The sequence below is a fragment of the Mesorhizobium sp. DxT genome (genome assembly GCF_058448885.1).
This window is the reverse complement of the sequence record NZ_JBZFLJ010000002.1, coordinates 451,121-474,072: the sequence shown is the minus strand read 5'-3', so window position 1 is coordinate 474,072 and position 22,952 is coordinate 451,121. Positions and strand designations below refer to the sequence as shown.

General features: G+C 62.8%; 21 protein-coding genes. 18 read left to right on the top strand and 3 right to left on the bottom strand.

Annotation, left to right across the window (positions count from 1 at the left end; translation table 11 throughout):
* The first annotated feature begins 158 nt into the window (after window positions 1–158).
* Window positions 159–1,832 (top strand): sulfatase-like hydrolase/transferase, encoded by a 1,674-nt coding sequence (locus ACVJNE_RS06375; RefSeq protein WP_499563947.1) that lies wholly within the window; start codon window positions 159–161, stop codon window positions 1,830–1,832.
* Here the strand turns inward: ACVJNE_RS06375 and ACVJNE_RS06370 are convergent.
* Complete coding sequence (locus ACVJNE_RS06370; protein ID WP_499563945.1) at window positions 1,829–2,428, bottom strand: nuclear transport factor 2 family protein; 600 nt, start codon at window positions 2,426–2,428, stop codon at window positions 1,829–1,831. The two genes, ACVJNE_RS06375 and ACVJNE_RS06370, sit on opposite strands and share 4 nt — an antisense overlap.
* 172 nt (window positions 2,429–2,600) lie before the next feature.
* On the opposite strand from ACVJNE_RS06370, the gene ACVJNE_RS06365 reads away from it, so the two are divergent.
* Window positions 2,601–4,214, top strand: a complete 1,614-nt coding sequence (locus ACVJNE_RS06365; protein WP_499563943.1) for a bifunctional 3-(3-hydroxy-phenyl)propionate/3-hydroxycinnamic acid hydroxylase — start codon at window positions 2,601–2,603, stop codon at window positions 4,212–4,214.
* Here the strand turns inward: ACVJNE_RS06365 and ACVJNE_RS06360 are convergent.
* Window positions 4,133–4,975, bottom strand: coding sequence for a helix-turn-helix domain-containing protein (locus tag ACVJNE_RS06360; RefSeq protein ID WP_379012929.1), 843 nt, complete (start codon window positions 4,973–4,975; stop codon window positions 4,133–4,135). The two genes, ACVJNE_RS06365 and ACVJNE_RS06360, sit on opposite strands and share 82 nt — an antisense overlap.
* A 66-nt stretch (window positions 4,976–5,041) precedes the next feature.
* Between ACVJNE_RS06360 and ACVJNE_RS06355 the strand changes: the two genes are divergently transcribed.
* From ACVJNE_RS06355 to ACVJNE_RS06315, 9 genes are all read left to right on the top strand, one after another.
* Entirely contained in the window at window positions 5,042–5,581 is a 540-nt protein-coding gene (locus ACVJNE_RS06355) for a TRAP transporter small permease (RefSeq protein WP_499563941.1), read from the top strand.
* A gap of 30 nt (window positions 5,582–5,611) precedes the next feature.
* Window positions 5,612–6,913: a TRAP transporter large permease gene (locus ACVJNE_RS06350; RefSeq protein ID WP_368804527.1), complete on the top strand. Its 1,302-nt coding sequence runs from the start codon at window positions 5,612–5,614 to the stop codon at window positions 6,911–6,913.
* Between the two features lie 100 nt (window positions 6,914–7,013).
* Entirely contained in the window at window positions 7,014–8,024 is a 1,011-nt protein-coding gene (locus ACVJNE_RS06345) for a TRAP transporter substrate-binding protein (protein WP_499563939.1), read from the top strand.
* Window positions 8,025–8,085: 61 nt separating this feature from the next.
* Entirely contained in the window at window positions 8,086–9,066 is a 981-nt protein-coding gene (locus ACVJNE_RS06340; protein ID WP_499563937.1) for a VOC family protein, read from the top strand.
* A gap of 51 nt (window positions 9,067–9,117) precedes the next feature.
* On the top strand, window positions 9,118–9,966 hold the full coding sequence (locus ACVJNE_RS06335; protein WP_499563935.1) for a fumarylacetoacetate hydrolase family protein: 849 nt from the start codon (window positions 9,118–9,120) through the stop codon (window positions 9,964–9,966).
* 8 nt (window positions 9,967–9,974) lie between these two features.
* A complete protein-coding gene (locus tag ACVJNE_RS06330) occupies window positions 9,975–10,964 on the top strand; it encodes an NAD(P)H-quinone oxidoreductase (RefSeq protein WP_499563933.1) in 990 nt (329 codons plus the stop codon).
* A gap of 52 nt (window positions 10,965–11,016) precedes the next feature.
* Entirely contained in the window at window positions 11,017–11,634 is a 618-nt protein-coding gene (locus ACVJNE_RS06325) for a glutathione S-transferase family protein (RefSeq protein ID WP_499563931.1), read from the top strand.
* Between the two features lie 173 nt (window positions 11,635–11,807).
* Entirely contained in the window at window positions 11,808–12,227 is a 420-nt protein-coding gene (locus ACVJNE_RS06320; RefSeq protein WP_499563929.1) for a DUF2231 domain-containing protein, read from the top strand.
* The gene (locus tag ACVJNE_RS06315; RefSeq protein WP_499563927.1) at window positions 12,220–13,719 is read left to right on the top strand and encodes a PQQ-dependent sugar dehydrogenase; all 1,500 of its coding nucleotides are present in this window, start codon (window positions 12,220–12,222) and stop codon (window positions 13,717–13,719) included. Before ACVJNE_RS06320 ends, ACVJNE_RS06315 begins: the two co-directional genes overlap by 8 nt.
* A gap of 24 nt (window positions 13,720–13,743) precedes the next feature.
* Here the strand turns inward: ACVJNE_RS06315 and ACVJNE_RS06310 are convergent, their stop codons facing one another.
* Window positions 13,744–14,280, bottom strand: a complete 537-nt coding sequence (locus tag ACVJNE_RS06310; protein ID WP_499563925.1) for a cytochrome b — start codon at window positions 14,278–14,280, stop codon at window positions 13,744–13,746.
* Between the two features lie 197 nt (window positions 14,281–14,477).
* Between ACVJNE_RS06310 and coxB the strand changes: the two genes are divergently transcribed.
* The 7 genes from coxB to ACVJNE_RS06275 all read left to right on the top strand — a co-directional run bounded on the left by coxB (window position 14,478) and on the right by ACVJNE_RS06275 (window position 22,902).
* Entirely contained in the window at window positions 14,478–15,464 is a 987-nt protein-coding gene (gene coxB, locus ACVJNE_RS06305; protein ID WP_499563923.1) for a cytochrome c oxidase subunit II, read from the top strand.
* On the top strand, window positions 15,461–17,968 hold the full coding sequence (ctaD, locus tag ACVJNE_RS06300; protein ID WP_499563921.1) for a cytochrome c oxidase subunit I: 2,508 nt from the start codon (window positions 15,461–15,463) through the stop codon (window positions 17,966–17,968). The genes coxB and ctaD overlap by 4 nt, the downstream gene beginning before the upstream one ends.
* Window positions 17,969–18,352 carry a hypothetical protein gene (locus ACVJNE_RS06295; protein WP_499563919.1) on the top strand — a complete coding sequence of 128 codons (384 nt, stop codon included), beginning with the start codon at window positions 17,969–17,971 and terminating at the stop codon, window positions 18,350–18,352.
* Entirely contained in the window at window positions 18,349–18,969 is a 621-nt protein-coding gene (locus tag ACVJNE_RS06290; protein ID WP_499563917.1) for a cytochrome c oxidase assembly protein, read from the top strand. Before ACVJNE_RS06295 ends, ACVJNE_RS06290 begins: the two co-directional genes overlap by 4 nt.
* A gap of 186 nt (window positions 18,970–19,155) precedes the next feature.
* Complete coding sequence (locus ACVJNE_RS06285; RefSeq protein WP_499563915.1) at window positions 19,156–20,145, top strand: ABC transporter substrate-binding protein; 990 nt, start codon at window positions 19,156–19,158, stop codon at window positions 20,143–20,145.
* Window positions 20,138–21,874: an ABC transporter permease gene (locus ACVJNE_RS06280; RefSeq protein ID WP_499563913.1), complete on the top strand. Its 1,737-nt coding sequence runs from the start codon at window positions 20,138–20,140 to the stop codon at window positions 21,872–21,874. Before ACVJNE_RS06285 ends, ACVJNE_RS06280 begins: the two co-directional genes overlap by 8 nt.
* Window positions 21,862–22,902: an ABC transporter ATP-binding protein gene (locus ACVJNE_RS06275; protein ID WP_499563911.1), complete on the top strand. Its 1,041-nt coding sequence runs from the start codon at window positions 21,862–21,864 to the stop codon at window positions 22,900–22,902. Before ACVJNE_RS06280 ends, ACVJNE_RS06275 begins: the two co-directional genes overlap by 13 nt.
* Window positions 22,903–22,952 lie beyond the last annotated feature (50 nt).

Here is a 22,952-nt window from a genome sequence, read left to right as displayed (position 1 = left end):
GCCCAGCCCGTCGTGTTCATGGAGCGGACAGTTGCAGCCGCGCGGTGTCGCGGTGTGATGCCTGGCCTAGGCTGGTATCGTTCACCTTGCCGCGACGCCGCATTCCCGGATTACGGTGAGCGACGAGTTTCGAATGGACGCCAGGTCGAGGAGCGCAAATGAAGCCGAAGCCGAAGAACATCCTGTTCGTCATGTTCGACCAGCTTCGCTGGGACTACCTGAGCTGCTACGGGCACCCGCACCTCAAGACGCCCAACATCGACCGGCTGGCTTCGCGCGGAGTGCGGTTCACGCGGGCTTACGTGCAATCGCCGATCTGTGGTCCCTCGCGGATGTCGACCTATACGGGGCGCTATGTCCACAGTCACGGCGCGTCATGGAACGGCATCCCGCTCAAGGTCGGTGAAATGACAATGGGCGACCATCTGCGGGCGGCCGGCATGGGCTGCTGGCTGGTGGGCAAGACCCATATGCGTGCGGACGCCGAAGGCATGCGTCGGCTTGGCCTCGATCCGGATAGCATCATCGGCGCCCGTGTGGCCGAATGCGGTTTCGACGTGTTCGAGCGCGACGACGGAATGGTCGCCATCGGGCCTGACGGACCGCTCGAAAACCCCGATGAGCATCGCTATTCGCATTATCTGCGAGAGCGGGGCTACGCGGGCGACAACCCCTGGCATGACCACGCAAACTCCGGCGTGGATGCCGCTGGAAACGTGCTGTCCGGCTGGTTCATGAAAAACGCCGCGGAAGCGGCGAACATCGAGGAGCCCGACAGCGAAACGCCTTATCTCACGCGTCGGGCGATGGAGTTCATCGAGCAGGCTTCCGCGCCGTGGCTATGTCATCTCAGCTACATCAAGCCGCACTGGCCATACATCGTGCCGGCCCCGTATCACGCGATGTACGACACCTCGCACATCAAGCCAGCCGTGCGGACGAAAGAGGAGTTCGACAACGCACATCCCGTGCTCAAGGCATTCATGACGTCGCCCGTCGGCAAGGCATTCAGCCGCGACGAGGTGCGTGAAGCGGTGATCCCGGCCTATATGGGCCTCATCAAGCAGTGCGACGACCAGATCGGCCTGTTGATAGAGTGGCTGGATCAGACCGGACGGATGGACGACACCATGATCGTGCTCACCTCCGATCATGGCGATTTCCTCGGCGACCACTGGATGGGCGAAAAGACCTTCTTTCACGACACCTCGATCAAGATCCCCCTCATCATCTTCGATCCATCCAGCGATGCGGATACGACGCGCGGCACGATGTGCGACGAGCTTGTGGAAAGCATCGACCTGTTGCCCACATTCCTTGAAATCGCGGAGGGCGATCCGCAAGCCGTCGGCCACATCGTGGAAGGCAAGTCGCTGGTGCCCATCCTGCATGGCAAGGCGGACGGCGCGCATCGCGACCGCGTCATCTGCGAATATGATTACGCTGCCACTCCCATCGCCGAGCGATTGGGGGTTGGTGCGCGCGAGGCGGTCATCTTCATGGTCGCCGACAGGCGGTACAAGCTGATCCACTGCGAAGGCGGGTTCCGGCCGATCCTCTTCGACCTCAAGGCCGACCCAGAGGAACTTCACGACCTGGGCGACAGCGAGCAGCACGCCGCAATCATTGAGGAGATGTACGAACGCCTGTTCGCATGGACGCGCCGCATATCGCAACGGACGACGCGCAGCGAGGCTCAACTGCAGGAGATGCGCACCGCGATACGGCGTCGCGGCGTGGTGCTCGGCGCCTATGACGAGAACGACATGCCGCTGGAATTGACGGTGCACTATCGCAACCGGAAGGCCGCGATCCGCAAGCCGGCCGGCTAGCCGGCCACGAGCCAGGCTTTCGCTTCGCCGAGTACGCGATCCGCCTCGGGCGAGCCGTCGACGACGATGTCGGGCCGCAAGGTGCGGCCGCCTTCGACGAGCCGGTAGCCGAGATAGCGATAGGCTTCGGGGATGGACAAAAAGTCCGTCTCGTTCATGAAGCGATCGAATGCAGGCGAGGGGACGACCGGATCAAGCCGATCCTTCTCATAGATGGCGATGCGTTCGGCAATACGCCAGATGCCGTCCTGGCGGATCAGGCGATCGAGGAAGCGGGCGTAGCTCGTGTTGTCGACCGTGACGCCGGACAAGGTGGCGCGACCTAGAATCTGGACGCTCGTCTCGGCCAGAGCCCTGCCTTCCCCCACCTGCACGAAGGGTGTTCCGATCAGGTGCTTGCTGCGCGGCGAGGTCTTCTTGTGGGTCGCACGGCAACGCGCGATGAAATCGTCATGAAGGCCGGCAAACCACGAGACGGAGATTGTGCCGTCGCGCGCGAAGGTCTCCTCCAGTCGATCCCAATGGCCCTGGTCGCGCCATAGACCCCAGGCCTGGACGAGCTGGGTGATGAGCAATGTGTCTTCGGCGCGTGTCATGGAGGCCTCCTGCTTTTCCTTACGGCCCATTCTGTCGCTCGCTACGGCGGGCGCAGCTTCGCGGCGCAAGCTGTCCGCGATGCGGACGGCGGGATGCGGAGCGTGGACGCGTTGCGGGCGCGCGCTTTAAGTCGCTCGAGTTAGGTCAGGAGAAGGTAGGAGAACGCTGGCAATGTCGACATACCCGGCCAAAGTTCCGGTGGTGATTGTCGGAGCAGGCCCCACGGGCCTGACCGCCGCAAATCTGCTTGCCGCCTATGGCGTGGAGGCCATCGTCCTCGACCGCGAGCCCGGCCCCATGAACCTGCCGCGCGCAATCGTGATCGACGACGAGGGCGCGCGCACCATGCAGGTGTTCGGTCTCGATCGGACCTATATCGCAAACACCACGCCGGCGATCGGCTCCAAGTATTTCGCCGACGACGGAACGTGTTTCGCCGAGACGGGCGCCGGTGTGCGGAGCTACGGCTTCCCCAAGCGCCAGTATATCTATCAACCCGAATTCGAAGCGGCCTTGCGGGACCGGCTCGAGGAGCAGGCGCCGGGCAGCCTGCGATTTTCATCCAACGTCGTGGACGTGGAAACCAGTTCCGACGGCGCGGTGGTGACCGTCGAGGCTGCGGACGGGAAGCGCCACCGAATTGCAACCCAGTGGGTGCTTGCCTGCGACGGCGGCCGCAGCCCGATCCGTGAGCGTCTCGGCATCGCGCTCAGCGGCAACACCTATCGGCAGGACTGGATCGTCATCGACATGAGCGACGATCCCGACCGTTCGCTGTTCTCGAAATTCTTCTGCAGCAGCATCCGCCCCGCAGTCAGCGTGCCGGCACCCAATGGCGGCCGGCGTTACGAATTCATGGTGCTGCCGGGAGAGGATCGCGAAAAGGTCCTGACGCCGGATTTCCTGGCAGAACTGCTGAAGCCGTTCCGGCGCTACGATGAGCGCGACGTGCTGCGCAAGACCGTCTACACCTTCCATGCACGCATTGCCGAGCGCTTCCGGCATGAGCGCATCCTGCTGATGGGAGACGCCGCACACCTGACGCCACCGTTCGCGGGACAAGGCATGAATGCCGGCCTGCGCGACGCACATAACGTTGCCTGGAAGATCGCGGCGGTGGTCGGCGGCGCCGATGCGGCGATGCTCGACACCTATGACGCCGAGCGCCGCGGCCCCGCCTGGGACATGATCCTTCTCGCGGTGACGATGGGCAGCTTCGTCATGCCGTCGAGCAGCGAGGAGCTGAAGTTCCGCGATTTGCTGCTGAAGGCGCTCGAACCGTTTCCGGGGGTGCGCGACTACCTGATCCAGATGCGCTTCAAGCCGAAGCCGCGCTACAATGCCGGCCTTTTCCTCGACCTCGACCAGCCGACATTCGAGGCGAGCTTGGTCGGCGAAATGGTTCCGCAGCCACACATCGGCAGCGATGCACGGCTTCTCGATGACCATCTCGGTGAAGGTTTTGCACTGGTTGCCCAGGACGAGTCCGGCCGGCGCGCCATCGAGCAGCTCCAGCAGAGCCGACTGATGAGCCTTCCGCTCAGCAAGGTGCATTTCGATCCCAACGCCTGTTCAGGCACCGCGGACCACGCGCGCATAGCAAGACCGCTGTTGACGCACCGCGACCAGATCATGCTGATCCGTCCGGACCGCTATTGTGCGGCAGCCTTCGCGCCCGACCGGCTGCGAGCCGAGCTCGATCGCTACTCTTCGCTCTGTTCGGCGGCCACCCGGGCGAGATCGTCCGAGATGGACGCCGCGGTCGAGATGAGTGCATCCCTGTGAAGCCTTAGCGCCTCGTCGAACTTCAAGGCCGTGCCGATCCAGATCATGGTGAGGCAGGCGATGGGTCGCTCGCCGCTGTAGATCGGTGCCGAGATGCTCATCGTGCGCGCATTGAAGCCCTTGATCCGAAAGCCGACGCCGAGTTCCGATGTGCGGGCAAGAATATAGTCCAGCGGTCCGTCGTCGTGGAAATCGACCGCGTCGCTGCCGAGCCGCTCCCTCAGGCCCTCGATGATCTGCGCACGTTCCTGGCCGGGTACGAAGGCGAGATGCGCCCGCCCGCCGGCAGTCTCGAGCACCGGCAGTTCACGCCCCACCATGCCGTGATCGACCGAGAACGGGCTGATGTTGTGGGTCGATTCGCGAATGGCCATGCGGTAGTCGTGAAAGGTGACGAGGTCGAGCGGCCAGAGAATCTTGCGTCCGAGCTTCATCATTCTCGGCACTGCAACCTGCGCCACCCAGTCCTCATCGCGAAATCCGGAGCTGAGCGACTTGGTCTGCAACGTCGGACGCCAGGCATCCTCCGACGGGCCGCGCACCACAAAACCCAGCCCCTCCAGGGTCTCGAGCAAACGGTATGCGGTCGGCCGCGGGATGCCGACGATGCGGGCGACTTCGGCTGCCCTCAGCCCGTTGTTGCAGTTGATTGCCTGGAGTACTTCCAGTCCACGCTGCAGGGAGCGAACTGCGCCGAAAGTCGAAATGGTGCCGGCCTCCTGATGTTCACGATACGGACAATCGCGGGGGCTACGTTGCAACGAGCCGCCTGCATGTCAAGAGTGTCCGCCTGTCCGTTCGGTTCTCGCCGCGGTGGGAGGAAATACGTGGAAAACATCGAAAGGCGCATCAAGGGCGTCGCGCGCGTCGTTGCGCTCATCGGCTTCTTCGGCCTGCTTCTGCTGGCGGCGATGACCACGGTCGACATCCTGTTGAGGTGGCTTTTCAACGCGCCGCTCCACGGCGTCAACGACGTGAGTTCCGTCGTCATGGCCATCGTCATCGCCGCGTGCATCCCGGCAAACCTTGCAATGAAGCAGAACATTTCGGTCGAAGTCCTCGGCTCGATCGGCGGTACGCGCACACGGCGCGTGCTCGACGTCGTGGCCAGCCTGTTCACGCTCGTGTTCATCGTTCTGATGGCCTGGCGCTTTGTGCCTTACGCGGAAGGTCTGCGCGAGACCGGCGACCGGACCTGGGTGCTGGGCTGGCCCATCTGGCCTTGGTGGATGGCCGCATCCGCGTTGATGATCGCCGCCGCCATCGTTCAGGTTCTGGTCACGATCTCCGACATCGCCACTCTCATTCTGGGCGGGCCCGACGAGGCCGAGCCATCCGAGCCGACAGGCGGCGACGCCATCCTCTGACCTGATCGCCCTCCAGCGAAGGAATATCACTTGGATCCGCTACTGATTGCCCTGGTGGGCTTCCTCGCGATGATGGTGCTGATTGTCGTTCACGTGCCGATCGGCGTGGCGATGGCGCTCGTCGGCGTCACCGGCTTTGCCTCGATCGTGGGCTGGGGGCCTGCGGTCACCTTGATGGCAACCGAGCCGGCCTCGGCGATGGCCAATCTCGACCTCGCGGTGATCCCGCTGTTCATGCTGATGGGCAGCCTTGCCGCTGCCGCGGGCCTGGCGTCCGATGTCTACAACCTCGCCAACGCGCTGATCGGCCACCGGCGCGGCGGGCTGGCGTCGACCACGATCGTGGCGAGCGCCGGCTTCGGCGCGATATGCGGCTCGGGCGTGGCAACCACGGCGACGTTCGGGCGGGTTGCAATGCCCGAGATGCTCGAACGCGGCTACCGGCCTGATCTTGCAGCAGGCTCTATCGCAGCCGGCGGTACGCTCGGCATCATCGTCCCGCCGTCGAGCATGATGATCCTCTATGCCGTGCTGACGGAGCAGTCGGTACTCGACCTCTTTTCGGCAGCGATCGTTCCGGCCGCCCTGGCCGTCATCTTCTACATGATCGCCATTCAGGTGAAACTGACGATGGACCCCGAAGCCGCACAGCGCGGCGAGCGCGCCACCATGCGCCAGCGGCTTCATGCCGCCGGTCAGGCCTGGGGCGTCATCGTCCTCTTCGTCGTGGTCATGGGCGGCATCTATTCTGGCATCTTCACCGTCCACGAGGCGGCCGCCGTCGGCGTCGTGTTCTCATTCCTGCTGCTGGTCGCCAAAGGTCGCTTCACATGGAATACGCTGATCGGCGTGCTGGCCGAGGCGAGTGCGGGGACGGCGATGATCTACATCATGGTCTTCGGCGCCACCATCTTCTCCTATTTCATGGCGGTCTCCGGCGCGGCCGCCTTCATGGTCGGAGCGATTTCCGGGCTGCCTGTCCCGCCTATCGCGATCCTCGTGCTGCTGCTGGTGCTCTATATCTTCCTCGGCGCGTTCTTCGATGAAGTCGCCGCGATGGTGATCACGCTGCCGCTTGTGATCCCGCTCATCCTGTCCTTCGGCTACGACCTTGTCTGGTGGGGCATCATCAACGTCGTCGTGATCGGGATCGGCATGATGACGCCTCCGATCGGCATCAACGTCATGGTGCTGAATTCGATGTATCGATCGATCAGCCTGGGCACGATCTATCGCGGCATAATGCCCTTCCTGATCGCCGAGTTGGCGCGGCTGCTTCTGCTGACGCTGTTCCCGCAGCTGACTCTCTGGCTGCCCAGCGTGCTGCACTAACGATGTCCGCTAAGTGGACAGTTCGAATGGATGCAATGCCTTGCCGAGGGCCGCGCATTAGCGTCAATCCATCATGGAACGAACCAGCAGGGAGGATGCAATGACGTTCATGACCAGGCTGCTTGGCGCCGCTGCCGCGCTCGGTATCATCGCGGTTCCCGCGTCGGCGGAGACGTTGCGTTTTTCAAGCTTCGAGCCACCCGTCGCGCATGTGACGAAAGAGATCCTTACGCCGTGGGCCGAGGATGTCTCGGCAGCGTCGGACGGCGAACTCACGATCCAGATGTTCGCGGGCGGGTCGCTCGGCAGAAATCCCGCCCAGCAGCTCCAGCTCGTCGAGGACGGTGTCGCCGATATCGCCTGGGTGATCCCGGGCTATTCGCCCGGTCGTTTCCAGGAGAGCACCGTGGCGGAGCTTCCGTTCCTCATTCCAAGCTCGACGGCAGGGTCGCCGGCGATGTGGAAAATGTACGAGGACGGCCACTTCAAGGGTGACTTCGACAAGCTGAAGATGCTTGGCATCTTCGTTTCCTATCCCAATTCGATCGCCTCGAGGAAAGAGGTGACGGTCCCCGAGGACATGAACGGTCTCAAGATGCGGGCACCCGGGCCGACCATGCTGTCGGCGCTCGAGGCGCTCGGTTCGGTGCCGGTCGGCGGCATTACCGGTCCGACCGTCGCCGAAAGCATCAGCCGCGGCCTGATCGACGGAACGTTCACCCAGTGGGGCGCGATCGAGACGTTCCGGATGGGCGATGTCATCACGCATTTCAATACGGCACCGCTGGGCGCGACGCCGATGCTGGTCGTCATGAACAAGGCCAAGTACGACAGTCTGTCCGACAAGGCCAAGGCAGCGATCGACAAGTTCTCCGGCGCGGCATTCTCGGAACGCTTCGGCGCTTCCTTCGACGCCAATATCGCCGAGGCCCGCGACGAACTGCTTGCAAAGGGTACGATTACCGTCGTCGAGCCCGATGAGGCGCAGCTCGAGCAATGGAAAGAAGCCGTTGCCATCGCGACGCAGCAATGGATCGAGCAGAACGAGAACGGCCAGGCGATCCACGACGCCTTCGTCAAGGCGGTTGCCGAGGCTCAAGGGACGAACTGACGGCCCCTCAACTCGATTGCCGCCGCCAGACGATGGCGGCGGCGCTCCAGGGATAGGAACCATGGCACTCGCATCGCTCGGATACATAGGCGTCCGCTCCTCGCGCACGGCTGATTGGCAGAGCTTCGCGACCGATCTTCTCGGCATGCAGCAGGTCGATGCCGGCGGCAAGGTTCGCGCCTTCCGCATGGACGACCGCAAGCAGCGCCTGATCGTGTCGGCGGAAGGCGACGAAGGCCTGGACTTCATGGGCTGGGAAATCGAAAGTGCTGAAGCTCTCGATGCACTCGCCAGCCGTCTCGAGAATGCTGGCGTTGCGGTACGCCTTGAAGCGGTTTCGCTGGCCGACCAGCGCCATGTGACGCGGCTGATCTCGTTCGCGGACCCGGAGGGCAATCGGCTCGAAGTGTTCTGCGGACCCGAGATCGCTTCGGAACCGTTCCTCGCCGGCAGGCCGATCTCCGGCTTCAAGACGGGATCGCTGGGAATGGGCCATGCGGTGCTTCACGCCCGGGACGTCGACGTCCTCCTTCCATTCTATCGCGATCTGCTGGGCTTCCAGGTCACCGACTACGGGCTCAAGCCTTTCAAGCTCTATTTCTTCCACCTCAACGGTCGGCACCATTCCTTTGCCATGGTCGGGACCGGCCGCAGGGGCATGCACCATTTCATGGTCGAACTGCTTTCGCTGGACGATGTCGGGCAGGGCTACGATCTTGCCCAGCAGGACGCAGGCCGGGTCGCCTATACGCTGGGCCGCCATTCGAACGATCACATGACGAGCTTCTACGCCAATTCGCCCTCGGGCTTCTTCGTGGAATATGGCTGGGGCGCGCGGGTCATCGACCCGGCTATCTGGGAGCCTCACGAAACGTTCGACGGACCAAGTTACTGGGGGCACGACCGCCTCTACATGCCCGAGGATTCACCCGACCGCGCGCGGTTGCGCGAGATGCGGCTCGATGCGGCCAGGCGCGGGATGCGCGCCGCCGACCCCGCCTCCAACTGCGCCTGGCTCGACAGCATCGTCAGCAACGAGTGACGAAGCACTAGACTTAACCCCGACACATCAACACCTGCCAGGAGACATGACATGCGTGTCTGTTCATACATCATGCCTAACGGAACCCGATCCTACGGCATCGCCGACGGCGAAACGCTGATCGACGCCGGAGAAGCGCTTCGAGGCCGTTATGCCGATCTGCGCGCCGTCATCGCAGCGGGAGCGCTTGCCGAGCTGGGCAAGGATGCGGGCGGCGAGCGGCTGGCGTTTTCCGATGTGACCCTCCTTTCGCCGATCCCCAACCCGGACAAGATCCTATGCATCGGCCTCAACTACATGACCCACATCAAGGAGACGGGGCGCGAGGCGCCGAAGAAGCCTTCCATCTTCACACGCTATCCGTCGTCCGTCGTCGGTCATGGCGTCGATCTGGTGCGCCCGAAGGTTTCCGACTGGTTCGATTTCGAAGGCGAGCTTGCCGTCGTGATAGGAAAGCCGGGCCGTGCGATTTCCGCGGCGAACGCCTATGCCCATGTTGCCGGCTATAGCTGCTTCAACGACGGATCGATTCGTGATTTCCAGCGCCACACCACGCAGTTCTGGGCGGGCAAGAACTTCGACGGAAGCGGCTCCATGGGCCCGTGGCTGGTGACCGCCGAAGCATTCGGCGATCCGGCCGCCCAGTCCATGGAGACCCGGCTCAACGGCGAGGTGATGCAGTCGACGCCTATCGCCGACCTGGCCTTCGACGTGCCGGCATTGATCGAATACATCTCCACGGTCACCGAACTGCTGCCCGGGGACATCATCGCCACCGGCACGCCAAGCGGCGTGGGCCTGTTCCGCGAGCCCAAGCTGTTCATGAAAGCTGGCGATCGCGTCGAGGTCGAGATCAGCGGCATCGGCACGCTCGCCAACTCGATCGTCGACGAAGGCTAGGTAACGCCATGCGCGCCGTCCGTTTCGATACACCCGGAGGTCCGGACGTCCTGTATGTCGGAACCGCCGACATGCCGGTCGCGGGCCGTGGCGAGATCGTCATCAAGGTCAGCGCCGCGGGGGTCAATCGTCCGGACGTCTCGCAGCGTCTCGGCCGCTATCCGGTGCCGCCGGATGCCAGTTCGATCCTGGGGTTGGAGGTTGCGGGCGTGGTGGCCGAAGTCGGCGGCGGCGTGCAGGCCTTCAAGCCGGGCGACCGGGTTATGGCGCTCGTCCATGGCGGCGGCTATGCCGAATTCTGCCGGGCGGACGCGCGGCATGTCATGCCGATGCCGGATGGCCTTTCCTTCGTCGAGGCCGCCGGGTTTCCCGAAGTTGCCATGACCGTCGAATTCAACATGGTCATGCGCGCCGGCCTGAATACAGGAGAGACCGTCCTGGTCCATGGCGGATCGTCGGGGATCGGGACGTACGCGATCGCGAGGGCGAACAGCCTCGGCGCAACCCCCATCACGACTTCGCGCGGCGCCGACAAAGCCGCGTTCTGCCGGGGAATGGGAGCAGCGATGGCGATCGACTCGTCGGCCGGGGAATGGGTCGACGAGATCATGGACTTTACGGACGGCCGCGGCGTCGATGTCGTTCTCGACATGGTTGGGGGCGACTATGCCGACCGCAACCTGGCGTGCATGGCCGTGGACGGGCGCTATGCACTGATATCGCTCCAGGGCGGCGCGAAAGCGGCGGTCAATCTCGAACCGGTACTGCGCCGCCGCCTAACGCTGGTAGGCTCCACGTTGCGCCCGTTGCCCCCCGAGATGAAGGCGGCTATCGCCGCGCGGCTCGTGCGCGACGTCTTGCCCATTCTTTCCGAAGGAAGGCTGCGCCCGCACATTCACGCCACCTTCGACATCGAAGACGTGGGCGAAGCGCATCGCACGCTGGAGCAGAACGATCACTTCGGAAAGCTCGTCCTCACGATTGGCGACTTCCCGTAGCGCCATTCGCCCACGCATCCGCCCTTCCAGCCACACAGATCGGAGACACTCAATGCTGACCCTGTTTCATTCGCCGGGAAGCTGTTCGAATGGCATTCTGTATCTCCTCAATGAAGTCGGGGCCGAGCATGACGTCTCCGTGGTCAACGTTCTCGCCGGCGACCAGAGGAAGGAGGCCTATCTGAGCCTGAACCCGAAGGGGAAGGTTCCGGCGCTGCGGCTCGATGATTGTGAGGTGCTGACCGAATTCCAGACGATCGCGTTCTGGCTCGCGCGTTCCTTCCCGCAGGCGGGCCTGTGGCCGGAGGACACAATGGAGCAGGCGCGCACGCTCGAACTCCTGGATTTCATTGTCGGCTCGGTGCACATGCGCGGTCGCACATTCATCAGGATGCCGCACAAATTCGTGGACGACCCAGCATGTCACGCAGCGCTTCAAGCCCATGGGCGCCAGCAGGTCGCCAACGGATTGGCGCAGCTCGAGGCGACGCTTGGGGGCAAGCCGTTCCTGCTGGGACGTTTCGGCGTAGCGGACGCCGCTGCACTCTACGTCCTCGACTGGGCCGTGCGCGATGACATTGAACTGAGCAGCGCGCTTGTCGCGTACCGGGAACGGCTACACGCGCGGCCGGCCTTCGCTGCCTCTGTCGATAACTGGGGACCAATGTAGCGTCTCGGTACTCTCTGCCTTCAAACGCGGGAGAGCCAGCAAGAACATATGAGAGACGCTGAGTCCTCATTTAGAGGGCGTAACGGGCACACACGTCGAAATATTCGCGAGGCGGAACAAAATCCGCTGCAAATCGTATGGTTTGTATCCTAACCCGCGAACGGGGCGCTTTGATGCACGACCAGGATGTCCTCTACCCACCCGTCTGGGCAGTCAGTCATGTCTATCGTGCCTTGGCGTCCTTCCCCATCGCGGCATTTACACTCACTGTCGTCACCGACCTGGCATATTTGACGACATCGAATCTGCTTTGGCTGCACTTTTCCGAATGGCTGCTGCTGTTCGGGCTGATCGTAGGCATCATGGCGGCACTCTATCTCGGGATCATCTGCCTCGTGCGCCGCAGCAGGCCGTCGCGGTTACACGCGGTGTCCGGACTTGTCGCGTTGACGCTGGCTGCGCTCAACAGCTTTATCCACACTGCAGATGGATGGACGGCCGTTATGCCGTTTGGGTTGGCGACGTCCATCGCGACGGTCGTTGCCATGCTTCTAGCCGGATGGTTCGGTCGCGGGAGGCACGCCAATGAGTGAGTCGCTTGCTTACAGGTCCTTGGCACTCGCACTGGTCGCTGCCCTTGGGGCGGCCTGCAGCGGCGAGGACGAGTTCGACATCTCGCAGCAAATCGGTCCTGAGCCGGTGCTGCCCGAGCCGTCGTCGAGCCTCATCCCAGATTTGAAAGTGGCGGAAGTTGTCGGCTGGTCAGACGGTCAGACGCCCACTGTATCCGACGGGCTGGTAATCACCGCCTACGCCACAGATCTTGCCAACCCGCGCACTGTCCACACCTTGCCGAACGGCGACGTTCTCGTTGTGCAGTCGAAAGCGCCGCCGGGCAAGCCGCTCAACCGACCGAAGGATATCATCCGCGGTTTCATCATGTCGATGGCCTCGGGTGGCGGTGGTGAGAACAAGGAGACGAATCTTGTCACGCTGCTGCAGGATTCGAACCGCGACGGTACGGTGGACGAGCGCAGCGATCTACTGACGGGACTGACTTCCCCATTTGGAATCGCATGGCACGAGGATGTTCTCTATGTGGCCGCGGCGGATGCGATCCTCGCCTATCCCTATCAGCTTGGACAACAGGAGATCACGGACAAGCCACAGGTCCTGACGCCTCTGCCCGGAGGGCCGATCAACCACCACTGGACAAAAGATCTGGCGCTAAGCCCCGACGGACGGTTTCTCTACGCCTCTGTCGGATCGAACTCCAATGTCGGTGAGCGCGGGATGGAGGCCGAGAAGGGTCGAGCGGCCATCTGGCAGGTGGAAATCCAGACAGGGGCATCTCGCGTCTTCGCGTCCGGCCTGCGCAACCCGAACGGATTGAATATCCATCCAGAAACTGGCGAGCTCTGGACCGTGGTCAATGAGCGCGATGAGCTCGGACCGAACCTCGTTCCCGACTACATGACTTCAGTACGCGACGGCGGCTTCTACGGCTGGCCCTGGAGCTATTACGGCCAGCATGTCGACGAACGGGTCCATCCGTCACGGCCTGACATGGTCGAGCAGGCAATATCACCGGACTATGCGCTGTCCAGCCATGTCGCGGCGCTCGGTCTCGTCTTCACCAACGACTCTGCGATGCCGGAGGCGTATCTCAACGGTGCATTCGTTGGCAATCGGGGCAGCTGGAATCGTGACGCTTTCAACGGCTACAAGGTGATTTATGTGCCGTTCACCGACGGCATGCCTTCCGGTCAGGCTAAGGATATTGTGACCGGGTTTCTGGACGGCGAGGAGGCGCGCGGCCGTCCTGTGGGCCTCGCTATCGACGGGACGGGCGCTCTGCTGGTTGCTGACGATGCAGGCAACACGGTCTGGCGAGTTTCGTCTGCTGACGGGAATATTACACCGGAGCCTATTCCGACCGACCGCGTCACCGGCGTTTCGGCGGAGCCCGCGGAGACGACGCAACCGGCTAACCCACGTGAACCCGGAGATGGAGCCCCTTCTCAGACAGATGTCGCACCCCCGGTGTCGCCGGAGGAGGGGGCACCCGCGCCGCAGACGGAATGACGTGATTGGAGCAATACCTTGGGCCTATTCGCGCGGGGTTGGCGACAGCGCGGCAGGATCATCTGGATCAGGTCTCAGCATGCGCATCAGCACGTCGGACCGACGTATGAAGTGTTGGAAGAGTGCACCTGCCACGTGAAGCACGATCGCGGCGAGAAGGGCATTCTTGAGGACGACGTGTATAGCGCCGGCGGGAGGCACTGCAAGGAACCATGCAATGAAGCCGCTGACGGGCAGCAGGAGCAGAAGTGCGTAAATCGCGACGTGAACGACCTCGGACAAAAGCTGCAACAACCGAGGTTCTTCCGCAGGCGGTGGCGGTGCGCCGCGCGTCAAACGCAGCCCGATCCGGGTTCCGGCGAGCAGGAAAACGAGGATGCCGGCGCCGATGTGAAGATAGACCAAAGCAGCCGCCTCTGCAGGCGGTGTCTCGTTGCGCCGCAGGGCGTCCCATGCCGCCTCTATACCGCTGTGCGCTACATACTGGAAGGCGACGAGCACGACGACGGCCCAATGCAGTCCGATCTGGAGCGAGGAATAACCCGTCACCGGTTTCTGCATGGCATCGCCTCTTGTTTGGTAGGGAACGTGATTCCTGACCGCACGTTCCCGTTTTCCAGCGCGCGTCGGTATCGAAGTTTGATGCCAACCGCTTCGCGATCTGTATGCTGTTTCACTGGTTCGTTATCGCCGCAAAGAAAGCCCAGAGGGTAACCGACCTGACCCAGACCGAGCAACCAGCAGCCTTAAGGCGGATCGTGTCGCCCGGCCGGTGGGGTGCCCTTTCGGTCGCCTGCCCATTGCTCGTTTCCTGCAGCGGCATCCAGTCGGCGCTTGATCCTGCGGGCGAGGAGGCGAGCCAGGTGGCCACGCTGTTCTGGGCAATGGTGATTGGCGGCGTTTTCATATGGGCATTCATGGTGACGTTGTCGCTCTATGCATCGCTCTGGAAGCGCCGACCCATTTCGGAGGAGGCCGCTGGCCGCCTGATCCTGTGGGGTGGTGCTGCCTTTCCGGTAGCCGTGCTGACCGCCCTTCTGGCTTACGCACTGTGGCTGATGCCCTCGCTACGCCCCTTTAAGGCTGAGGAACAGGCGGAATTGCGGATCGAAATCGTCGGCAGCCAATTTTGGTGGCGGGTGGTCTATCATCAGCCGGAAGGCCCGCCGGTAATCTCCGCCAACGAAGTCAGAATGCCGGTCGGCAAACGCGTCGAATTCTCGCTGACAAGCGCGGACATGATCCACTCCTTCTGGATACCCGCGCTCGGCGGCAAGATGGATCTCATCCCGGGCAGGACCAACAGGCTTTCGCTGCTTGCCAACCGCGAAGGTACATATCGTGGCCAGTGTGCCGAGTTCTGCGGCACGTCCCATGCTCTGATGGCATTCCCGGCAATAGCAATGGAGACATCCGACTTCGAGGCGTGGCTGAGCGCGCGAACCTCGCCGTCAACAGGAGTGGAGGCGGAAGGAGAGGGGCGGGCGCTCTTCCTGCGCGAGGGATGCGGCGACTGCCACAGTGTGGCCGGAACATCCGCGCAGGGAACGTCAGGACCCGACCTTTCGCACATGGGTTCGCGGCTGACGATCGGCGCGGCGGCACTGGATAACGATGCCGACATGCTGAAGCGCTTCATCGCGCATTCTGCCTCCCTGAAGCCCGGAAGCCACATGCCAGCCTATCCGGCACTTTCGACCGATGACCTCACTGCCATCGCCGTGTGGCTCAAGGGGCTGCAATGAGCGAGATATCCCCGCCGGGACGCGATCAGGCAGAAGAAGAGAGGCAACTTCGTGCCGTTTGGGCCAACCCCAGTGGGTGGCGGTACTGGACTTCGGTCAACAATACGCAAATCGGGCTCTGGTACGGGTCCGCAGCATTCAGCTTCATGCTGTTTGCGGGGCTACTCGGTCTCCTGATCCGAGCCCAACTCGCCGTTCCAGAGAACGATCTTCTGTCGGCCGAGACCTACAACCAAGTCTATACCCTGCATGGCACGGTAATGATGTTCCTTTTCGCCGTGCCGATCTTTGAGGCGGTGGCAATCTTCCTGCTTCCCCCGATGCTGGGAGCGCGAGAACTGCCGTTTCCCCGCCTGGGGGCCTTCGGTTTCTGGAGCTTTTTGATTGGCGGAGTGTTCGTTTGCGGTTCGATCTTCTTCGGTGCAGCGCCGAATTCGGGTTGGTTCATGTATCCGCCCCTGGCAACCAGCGAACAGGCGGGCATCGGCGCCGATATATGGCTGCTCGGCCTATCCTTCATAGAGGTAGCCTCGCTCGCGGCCGCGGTCGAACTCATAGTCGGCATCATGAAGTGCCGCGCACCGGGTATGCGCATCAACCTGATGCCGCTGTTCGCCTGGTATCTGCTGATCGTGGCAGGCATGATCCTATTCGCCTTCCCGCCGCTTATCGCGGGTGACCTGCTGTTCGAGATGCAGCGTATGTTCGACTGGCCGTTCTTCGATCCGGAGCGCGGTGGCGACCCTCTCCTGTGGCAGCACCTATTCTGGATCTTCGGCCACCCAGAAGTATACATCATCTTCCTGCCGGCTATCGCCCTGTTGGCGATGATCGTCCCGACATTCGCTGGGCGGCCCATAGTCGGCTATTCCTGGATCGTGCTTGCCGCGGTCGGCACTGGCTTCTTGTCTTTTGGCTTGTGGGTCCACCACATGTTCGCGACCGGCCTGCCACAGATATCGCTTGCCTTCTTCTCTGCAGCCTCTGGTGCTGTCGCGATTCCGACCGGCGTGCAGATCTTTGTCTTCATCGCCACGATGCTGGCTGGAAGGGTAGTTTTCTCCATTCCGATGCTGTTTGCCATCGGCGGGCTTGCCATCTTCGTAATGGGCGGTCTGACCGGCGTAATGGTTGCGCTGGTGCCATTCGACTGGCAAGCGCACGACAGCTACTTCATCGTCGCTCACCTTCATTACGTGCTGATCGGCGGCATGCTGTTTCCAGTCTTCGCCGGGCTTTACTATTATTACCCGCTGATCGACGGGAAGCACATGTCCAAGAAGGTCGGCCGCTTCTCCTTCTGGATGATGTTCACCGGCTTCAACATCGCTTTCCTGCCGATGCACCTTACCGGCCTGCGGGGTATGCCGCGCCGCGTCTATACCTATCCGGCCGATATTGGCTGGGACTGGCTCAACCTGGTCTCGACCATGGGTGCGGTCGTCCTCGGCATCGGCATGTTCGCCGTGGTCGTGGACGTCACGTTGCACCGCCGCAAGCAACCGAAAGGAGAGGTAAACCCCTGGAACGCTGGCACGCTCGAGTGGATCAGCGAGCCAGAGGAGCTTTGGGGTATTCGCTCGATCCCGCGCGTCGAAAGTCGCTATCCGCTGTGGGAACAGCCGAACCTGGCGCACGAGGTCAAGGCCGGCAACTGGTATCTGCCCGACGCTGCGGAGGGGCTCCGCGAGACCCTGGTGACCTCGGTGCTGGACGCAGAACCTGAACAGGTGCTGCGCGTTGGAGGCACCTCTTTCGTCACGATCGTGGCCGCCTCGACACTCGGCACGGTGTTTGTAGCGTTGACCTTCAAGTGGTGGTTGGCGTCGCTAGTGGCCGGCGTGGCCTTCGTCGTCGCCGTGATCTGGTGGCTGTGGACCGGCACCGCAGCAGTTCCCAAGAAAGTCGAGAAGGACATTGGACGTGGCATGAGCCTGCCGCTCTACGCTTCCGGCGTGAAGTCAGCCGGTTGGTGGGCCATGTTCATTACCATGACGGGGGACGGCACGGCATTCGCCAGCCTCCTGTTTGGCTACTTCTTCTTCTGGACCATCCACACAGACTTTACCGGCGGTGTTGGCGGGCCGGGCATGTTCTGGCCGCTTACAGCGCTGGCGCTATTCGCCGCGGCGTGGGCTGCAACCCTCGGCGCTCGTGAAACCAATCGACGCGGGGGCGTGTTCGCAGGACGATTTTTGCTGGTTGCTGGAGCGGCTTTATCCATCGGGGGGTGTATCGCCGCCCTGGCGGGACCATGGACGACGGGCATGGACCCGACCGCCCACGTCTATCCTGCGATTGTCTGGATCCTCGTCATCTGGGCGTCGGTCCACGGCGCGGTTGGCGTCCTGATGCAACTCTACTGCCTCGCCCGCAGCTTCGCCGGCTACCTTACCCCGCGCCACGACATGGACCTGCACAATGTCGCGCTCTACTGGCACTTCATGCTGGTGACGGCGGTCATCACCTTCGGTGTCATCGGCTTGTTTCCGGAGGCGCTCTAGATGTGGCACCTGCTGCCGAGACAGGTCGAGACGCTCTGGACGCTGTTTACCGCGCCGGTGGTCTGGGCGCTGCATTTCCTTGCCTGCTACATTGGAGCAGCGATATTCTGCGAGAAGCCGGGTTTTCTGGGCAACGACTTCGGCAATCTTCGCATTGCCATCGGCGTCGTCACCACACTTTCACTGGGCATGATTGTTTTCTCCGCCGCGCTGGCGTGGCGGCAATGGGGATTTGGTGCCGGAGACCCGCCGCATGACGATCCGACCAGGCGCGACCGGCTACTTTTCCAAGGCTACGCTACGTTGCTTCTATCGGGCCTCAGTTTTGTCGCTGTCATCTTCACGGCACTTCCTGCTTTCTTCATTACGGAATGCCTCCGATGAGAAGGCTGGCGCTGGCGGCGGGCATCGCCATTCTGGCGATAGTCTGGCTGGGGCCTTTGCTCTCCGAATGGCGCGGATCTTTCGCGTCAGGAATGGTTGCCCACATGGCAGTCGTAGCGATCGTCGCTCCACTCATCTCTATAGGCCTACCCGTGCGTCTGCGTCCGGGACCTGGTATGCCAGTCGCACTGCCAGCCCTCGCCTCGCTGTTAGAATTGCTGGTCGTCTGGGGATGGCATGCGCCAGCCATTCGTTACATCGCGGAGACATCCGTCGCCATCACGGTGTTGGAGCAGGCGAGTTTTCTCGCCGCTGGACTTCTGCTTTGGTCCACCAGCTTCGCTGGAAGCGAAAGAGCTCATGCCGCAACGGGCGCCGGTGCGCTGCTGTTGACGTCGATCCACATGACCCTGCTCGGCGCTCTGCTGTCGCTCAGCCCGCGCCCGCTTTACGGGTCGGGAGAAGTCACCTGTTTCGGCGTCGTGCTTGATGCCGCGCAGGACCAGCAGGTGGGCGGCGTCATCATGTTGGGGGTCGGAGCAGCCGTGTATCTCGCCGGCGGGCTTGTCCTTGCCGGGAGGTTGTTGGGCCACGAAGGTGAACGACGTCGGACTTAGCTTGTTCACTAGCGTAGTGCAGCTTTAGGCCCGACAGCAGATTTTCAGTTGTTAGTCAAAATCAGAGCAGCGCAGTCGCTGCTAGCGGCCCAGAAAGCGTCCGCCAAACGGCTCGGCCGTTGTGACACGACCGTCACACAGCGCTGCTACGCAGTCCCGTCTTTCTACAAATCACGGGAGCCTTCCATGCGCGCTCACGCATTCCGATTCCTCGCTGCTGCGGCCTTTCTTACTATAGCCAGCCCGGCACTCGCCGAGCCCTCCGGTTCAATAACCGTCTACACTTCGCAGCCGAGCGAGCAGATGCAGGCTGTGGTCGATGCCTTCAACAACGATTACCCCAACGTCACCGTTGACGTGTTCCGTTCGGGTACGACCGAGGTCATGAGCCGGTTACAGGCCGAACTGACTGCCGGCTCCAGCCCGGCCGACATCGTGCTGCTCGCCGACGCCGTCGCGCTGACGCAGCTCAAGAACGCCGGTCACCTGTTGACCTATGCAGATGCGCCGGTGCGTGACATTCCAGAGGCGCTGGTCGATGCCGACAAGACCTATTTCGGCACCAAGCTCATCACCACCGGGATAGTCTATAACACCAATCTTGTACAGAAGCCGCCGAAGTCGTGGAAAGACCTGGTCGCGGCCGAGGTTGCCTCACAGACAATCATGCCATCGCCGCTCTATTCCGGCGCGGCGGTGATCCACGTTGGCACGATGGCGCAGCAGGGAGAGTTCGGCTGGGGCTATTACGACACGCTGGCAGAAAATGGCGCTGTCGCGGGCCAAGGCAACGGCACGGTGATTGAAGCCGTCGCAAATGGCGAGAAGGCCTACGGCATCATCATCGAATACATGGCTTTCAACGCCAAAAAGAAGGGCTCGCCGGTCGAGTTCGTATTCCCCGAGGAGGGCGTGTCGTCGATATCGCAGCCGGTAGCCATCCTTAAAGGGACCGACAATGAGGAAGCTGCCAAGGCTTTCGTCGACTGGCAGCTGTCGCGCACCGCGCAGGAACAGTCTGTGGCGCAAGGCTATTTCCCGATCGTTGACGGGGTCGCTTCGCCGGAGGGCTATCCAGAAGCGAAGTCGCTGAAGATCCTGCCCACCGACCACGGCGCAATCCTAGCCAATGACGAGGCCAATAAGAAGATGTTCGCCGAGCTCTTCGGTGGCTGACACGACGCTGGGAGGCGTCACCGGTGGCCGGCGCCTCTCACTGCCGGCGATACCCGTTGGGCGCCTTCTCATCTGGCTCGTGGCAGCATATCTCGTCGCAACGACGCTCTGGCCGCTGCTGCGCCTCTTCGCGGAGGCCTTGCGCAGCGACGAAGGGCGCACGCTCGGCATCCTGCTCGACCAATGGCAGAGCCGATCGACCGGGCGAGCTCTTTGGAACACCCTGGAAGCGAGCGCACTCGCCACGCTGCTCTCGGTGCTGATGGGAACCGCCTTCGCCGCGCTGGTGACGCTCACAAACATCCGGCTGAAAAGCGCGACCGTTTTCGCGCTGCTGTTGCCATTGCTGATACCGTCGCAGATCACGGCGCTTGCCTGGATCGGCCTTGTCGGTCCGTCGAGTCCGATCCTCAGCGCGTTCGGGGTAGCGCCCGCAGCCGGCACGACCAGCCCACTCTACTCGAAGTGGGGAATCGTGCTTGTCATGGGCATCGAACATGCCGGTCTGGTATTCCTGACGGTGCGGGCGGCTCTCATCGGCCTGCCGAGAGAACTGGTCGAGGCCGGGCGACTCGCGGGCGCCGGGGGTGCGCGCATGGTCGGCGCGATACTGATTCCACTAGCGTTGCCGTCTATCATTGCGGGTGCGGCGCTGTCGTTCGTCGCGTCGATCGGCAATTTTGGAGTACCCGCGTTCCTCGGCATTCCCGGGCGGTATTCGATGATGACGACGCTGATCTATCAGCGCTTGCAGGGTTTCGGTCCGTCAGCACTCGGGGAGGTAGCCAGCCTCGCGCTGCTGTTGACGCTGATTGCGGCGGCTGGCCTGGCGCTACGCGCGCTGGCCAGCCGCTCTTTCGCGACTGTCGTCGAGCGTGGTGGCGGAGCCATGGAGCCGCTCGACCTCGGCCGATGGCGCCTGCCGGCGGAATTGACTGCATGGCTGACAATGCTGTGCGTCTCGATCCTGCCGCTCTTCGCTCTGCTCGGTACGGCACTGATTCCGGCGACCGGGGTGCCGCTTTCCTCGGAAACAATTACCCTATCCAATTTCGCATTCGTGCTAACAGAATACGCCTCCGCGCAGCGTGCTTTCGTCAACAGTCTGCTGCTCGCACTCTCGGCGGCCATAATCAGTGCGGCGGTCGCACTCTGCCTCGCCTATCTCGGCGTGTTCGCCAAGAGCCGCGTCGCCCGAGCACTCGATCTCATCGCCGATGCGCCTTACGCCATACCCGGCACGGTGCTCGGGATCGCCATCATTCTCGTCTACCTGCCACCGCTGCCGTTGCTGGACGTTTCGATCTACAACAGCTTCTGGATCGTCCTGATCGCCTATCTCGCGCGTTTCCTGATCCTCGCGTTGCGCCCCGCCGTCGGCGCGTTGGAAGCGCTTGATCCGGCTCTCGATGAGGCCGGCAGGATGGCCGGTGCCAGCGTCGGACGCAGACTGATCGCGATCATCGTGCCGGCCGCAGCGCCGGCACTGGGCGCCGGTGCGATCCTCATATTCATGCAAGCCTTCAACGAACTTACGGTTTCGGCGCTGCTGTGGTCGAGTGGATGGGAGACATTGGGTGTGGTGATTTTCTTCCTGCAGCGCGAAGGCAACGCCGTTGCGGCCGCTGCACTTGCCGTGCTCACATTGTCGGTGACGCTGCTGATCGCGCTTCTGGCAACCGCCTTCGCTCGCCTCCTTCCGAAGGGTGTACTGCCATGGCACGGCTAGAGCTCACCGGGCTTGGGCGGGCCTACGGCTCCAGCCGCGCCGTCGACAACGTCGATATTGCGGTGCCGGACGGCGGCTTCATGGCACTGCTTGGGCCTTCGGGCTGCGGCAAGACGACCCTGCTGCGCCTCATCGCTGGGTTCGACCTGCCGAGCGCCGGCGAGATCAGGCTCGACGACGAGGTGGTGAGTACGCCCGACTGGGCTCTTCCGCCGGAGCGCCGCGGCGTCGGTATGGTATTTCAGTCCTATGCGCTGTGGCCGCACATGAGCGTCGCGGGAAACGTCGAGTTCGCTCTCAAGGTCCGCGGGCTGCCTGCGGCGGAGCGCAAGGCGCGGCTCGACCGTGTGCTCGATCTCGTCGGACTTACGCAATATGCGACGCGACGCCCTGCTGCGCTATCCGGCGGCCAGCGCCAGCGCGTAGCGTTAGCACGGTGCCTGGCGATGGAGCCGCGCGTGATCCTGCTGGACGAGCCGCTAGCCAATCTCGACGCGCATCTGCGCGAGGCGATGCAGGCCGAGTTCCGTCGCTATCATCGCGAGTCGCGAACGACATTCGTCTACGTGACGCACGATCAAAGCGAGGCGATGGCGCTGGCCGACCGGATCGCCGTCATGGACCGCGGACGCGTGGTCCAGTTCGCCGATCCTCGGACAATCTATCGCGAACCGGCGACGGCGATGGTCGCGCGCTTCATCGGCGGCGGCATGGCGCTACCCGCGTATGCAGCGCGTGGTTCGGGTATCGTCGATGTAGAGGGCTGCCAAGTGCCGGCGCGCGGAGAGACGGGTGGTCGCGGCAAGGTCGAAATCTGTGTCAGGCCTCCCGACCTGCAGTTGGCGAAGCTCGGCCCGAATGCGATTGGCGCCAGGGTCACGGACGTGCGCTATCAAGGGGCGCGCTCGTTAATCGCGGTCGCAACGGCGCGAGGTGCCGACCTGCGCGTCGAGCACGAGGGTGAACCGCCGACCATCGGCGAACAGATCGGCATCGCAATCAGGGACGCCTGGATCATTCCCGAATAGGCGCCGATCGCCTGTCGTCAGGCAGCAACAAATATGCGCTACGCGGAACT

Coding starts and splice junctions, on each gene's coding strand:
- ACVJNE_RS06345 (WP_499563939.1), top strand. CDS start 7,014: ATGACGTTCATGACCAGGCTGCTTGGCGCCGCTGCCGCGCTCGGTATC.
- ACVJNE_RS06310 (WP_499563925.1), bottom strand. CDS start 14,280: ATGCAGAAACCGGTGACGGGTTATTCCTCGCTCCAGATCGGACTGCAT.
- ACVJNE_RS06325 (WP_499563931.1), top strand. CDS start 11,017: ATGCTGACCCTGTTTCATTCGCCGGGAAGCTGTTCGAATGGCATTCTG.
- ACVJNE_RS06340 (WP_499563937.1), top strand. CDS start 8,086: ATGGCACTCGCATCGCTCGGATACATAGGCGTCCGCTCCTCGCGCACG.
- ACVJNE_RS06370 (WP_499563945.1), bottom strand. CDS start 2,428: ATGACACGCGCCGAAGACACATTGCTCATCACCCAGCTCGTCCAGGCC.
- ACVJNE_RS06285 (WP_499563915.1), top strand. CDS start 19,156: ATGCGCGCTCACGCATTCCGATTCCTCGCTGCTGCGGCCTTTCTTACT.
- ACVJNE_RS06295 (WP_499563919.1), top strand. CDS start 17,969: ATGTGGCACCTGCTGCCGAGACAGGTCGAGACGCTCTGGACGCTGTTT.
- ACVJNE_RS06290 (WP_499563917.1), top strand. CDS start 18,349: ATGAGAAGGCTGGCGCTGGCGGCGGGCATCGCCATTCTGGCGATAGTC.
- ctaD (WP_499563921.1), top strand. CDS start 15,461: ATGAGCGAGATATCCCCGCCGGGACGCGATCAGGCAGAAGAAGAGAGG.
- ACVJNE_RS06330 (WP_499563933.1), top strand. CDS start 9,975: ATGCGCGCCGTCCGTTTCGATACACCCGGAGGTCCGGACGTCCTGTAT.
- ACVJNE_RS06320 (WP_499563929.1), top strand. CDS start 11,808: ATGCACGACCAGGATGTCCTCTACCCACCCGTCTGGGCAGTCAGTCAT.
- ACVJNE_RS06315 (WP_499563927.1), top strand. CDS start 12,220: ATGAGTGAGTCGCTTGCTTACAGGTCCTTGGCACTCGCACTGGTCGCT.
- ACVJNE_RS06365 (WP_499563943.1), top strand. CDS start 2,601: ATGTCGACATACCCGGCCAAAGTTCCGGTGGTGATTGTCGGAGCAGGC.
- ACVJNE_RS06335 (WP_499563935.1), top strand. CDS start 9,118: ATGCGTGTCTGTTCATACATCATGCCTAACGGAACCCGATCCTACGGC.
- ACVJNE_RS06275 (WP_499563911.1), top strand. CDS start 21,862: ATGGCACGGCTAGAGCTCACCGGGCTTGGGCGGGCCTACGGCTCCAGC.
- ACVJNE_RS06375 (WP_499563947.1), top strand. CDS start 159: ATGAAGCCGAAGCCGAAGAACATCCTGTTCGTCATGTTCGACCAGCTT.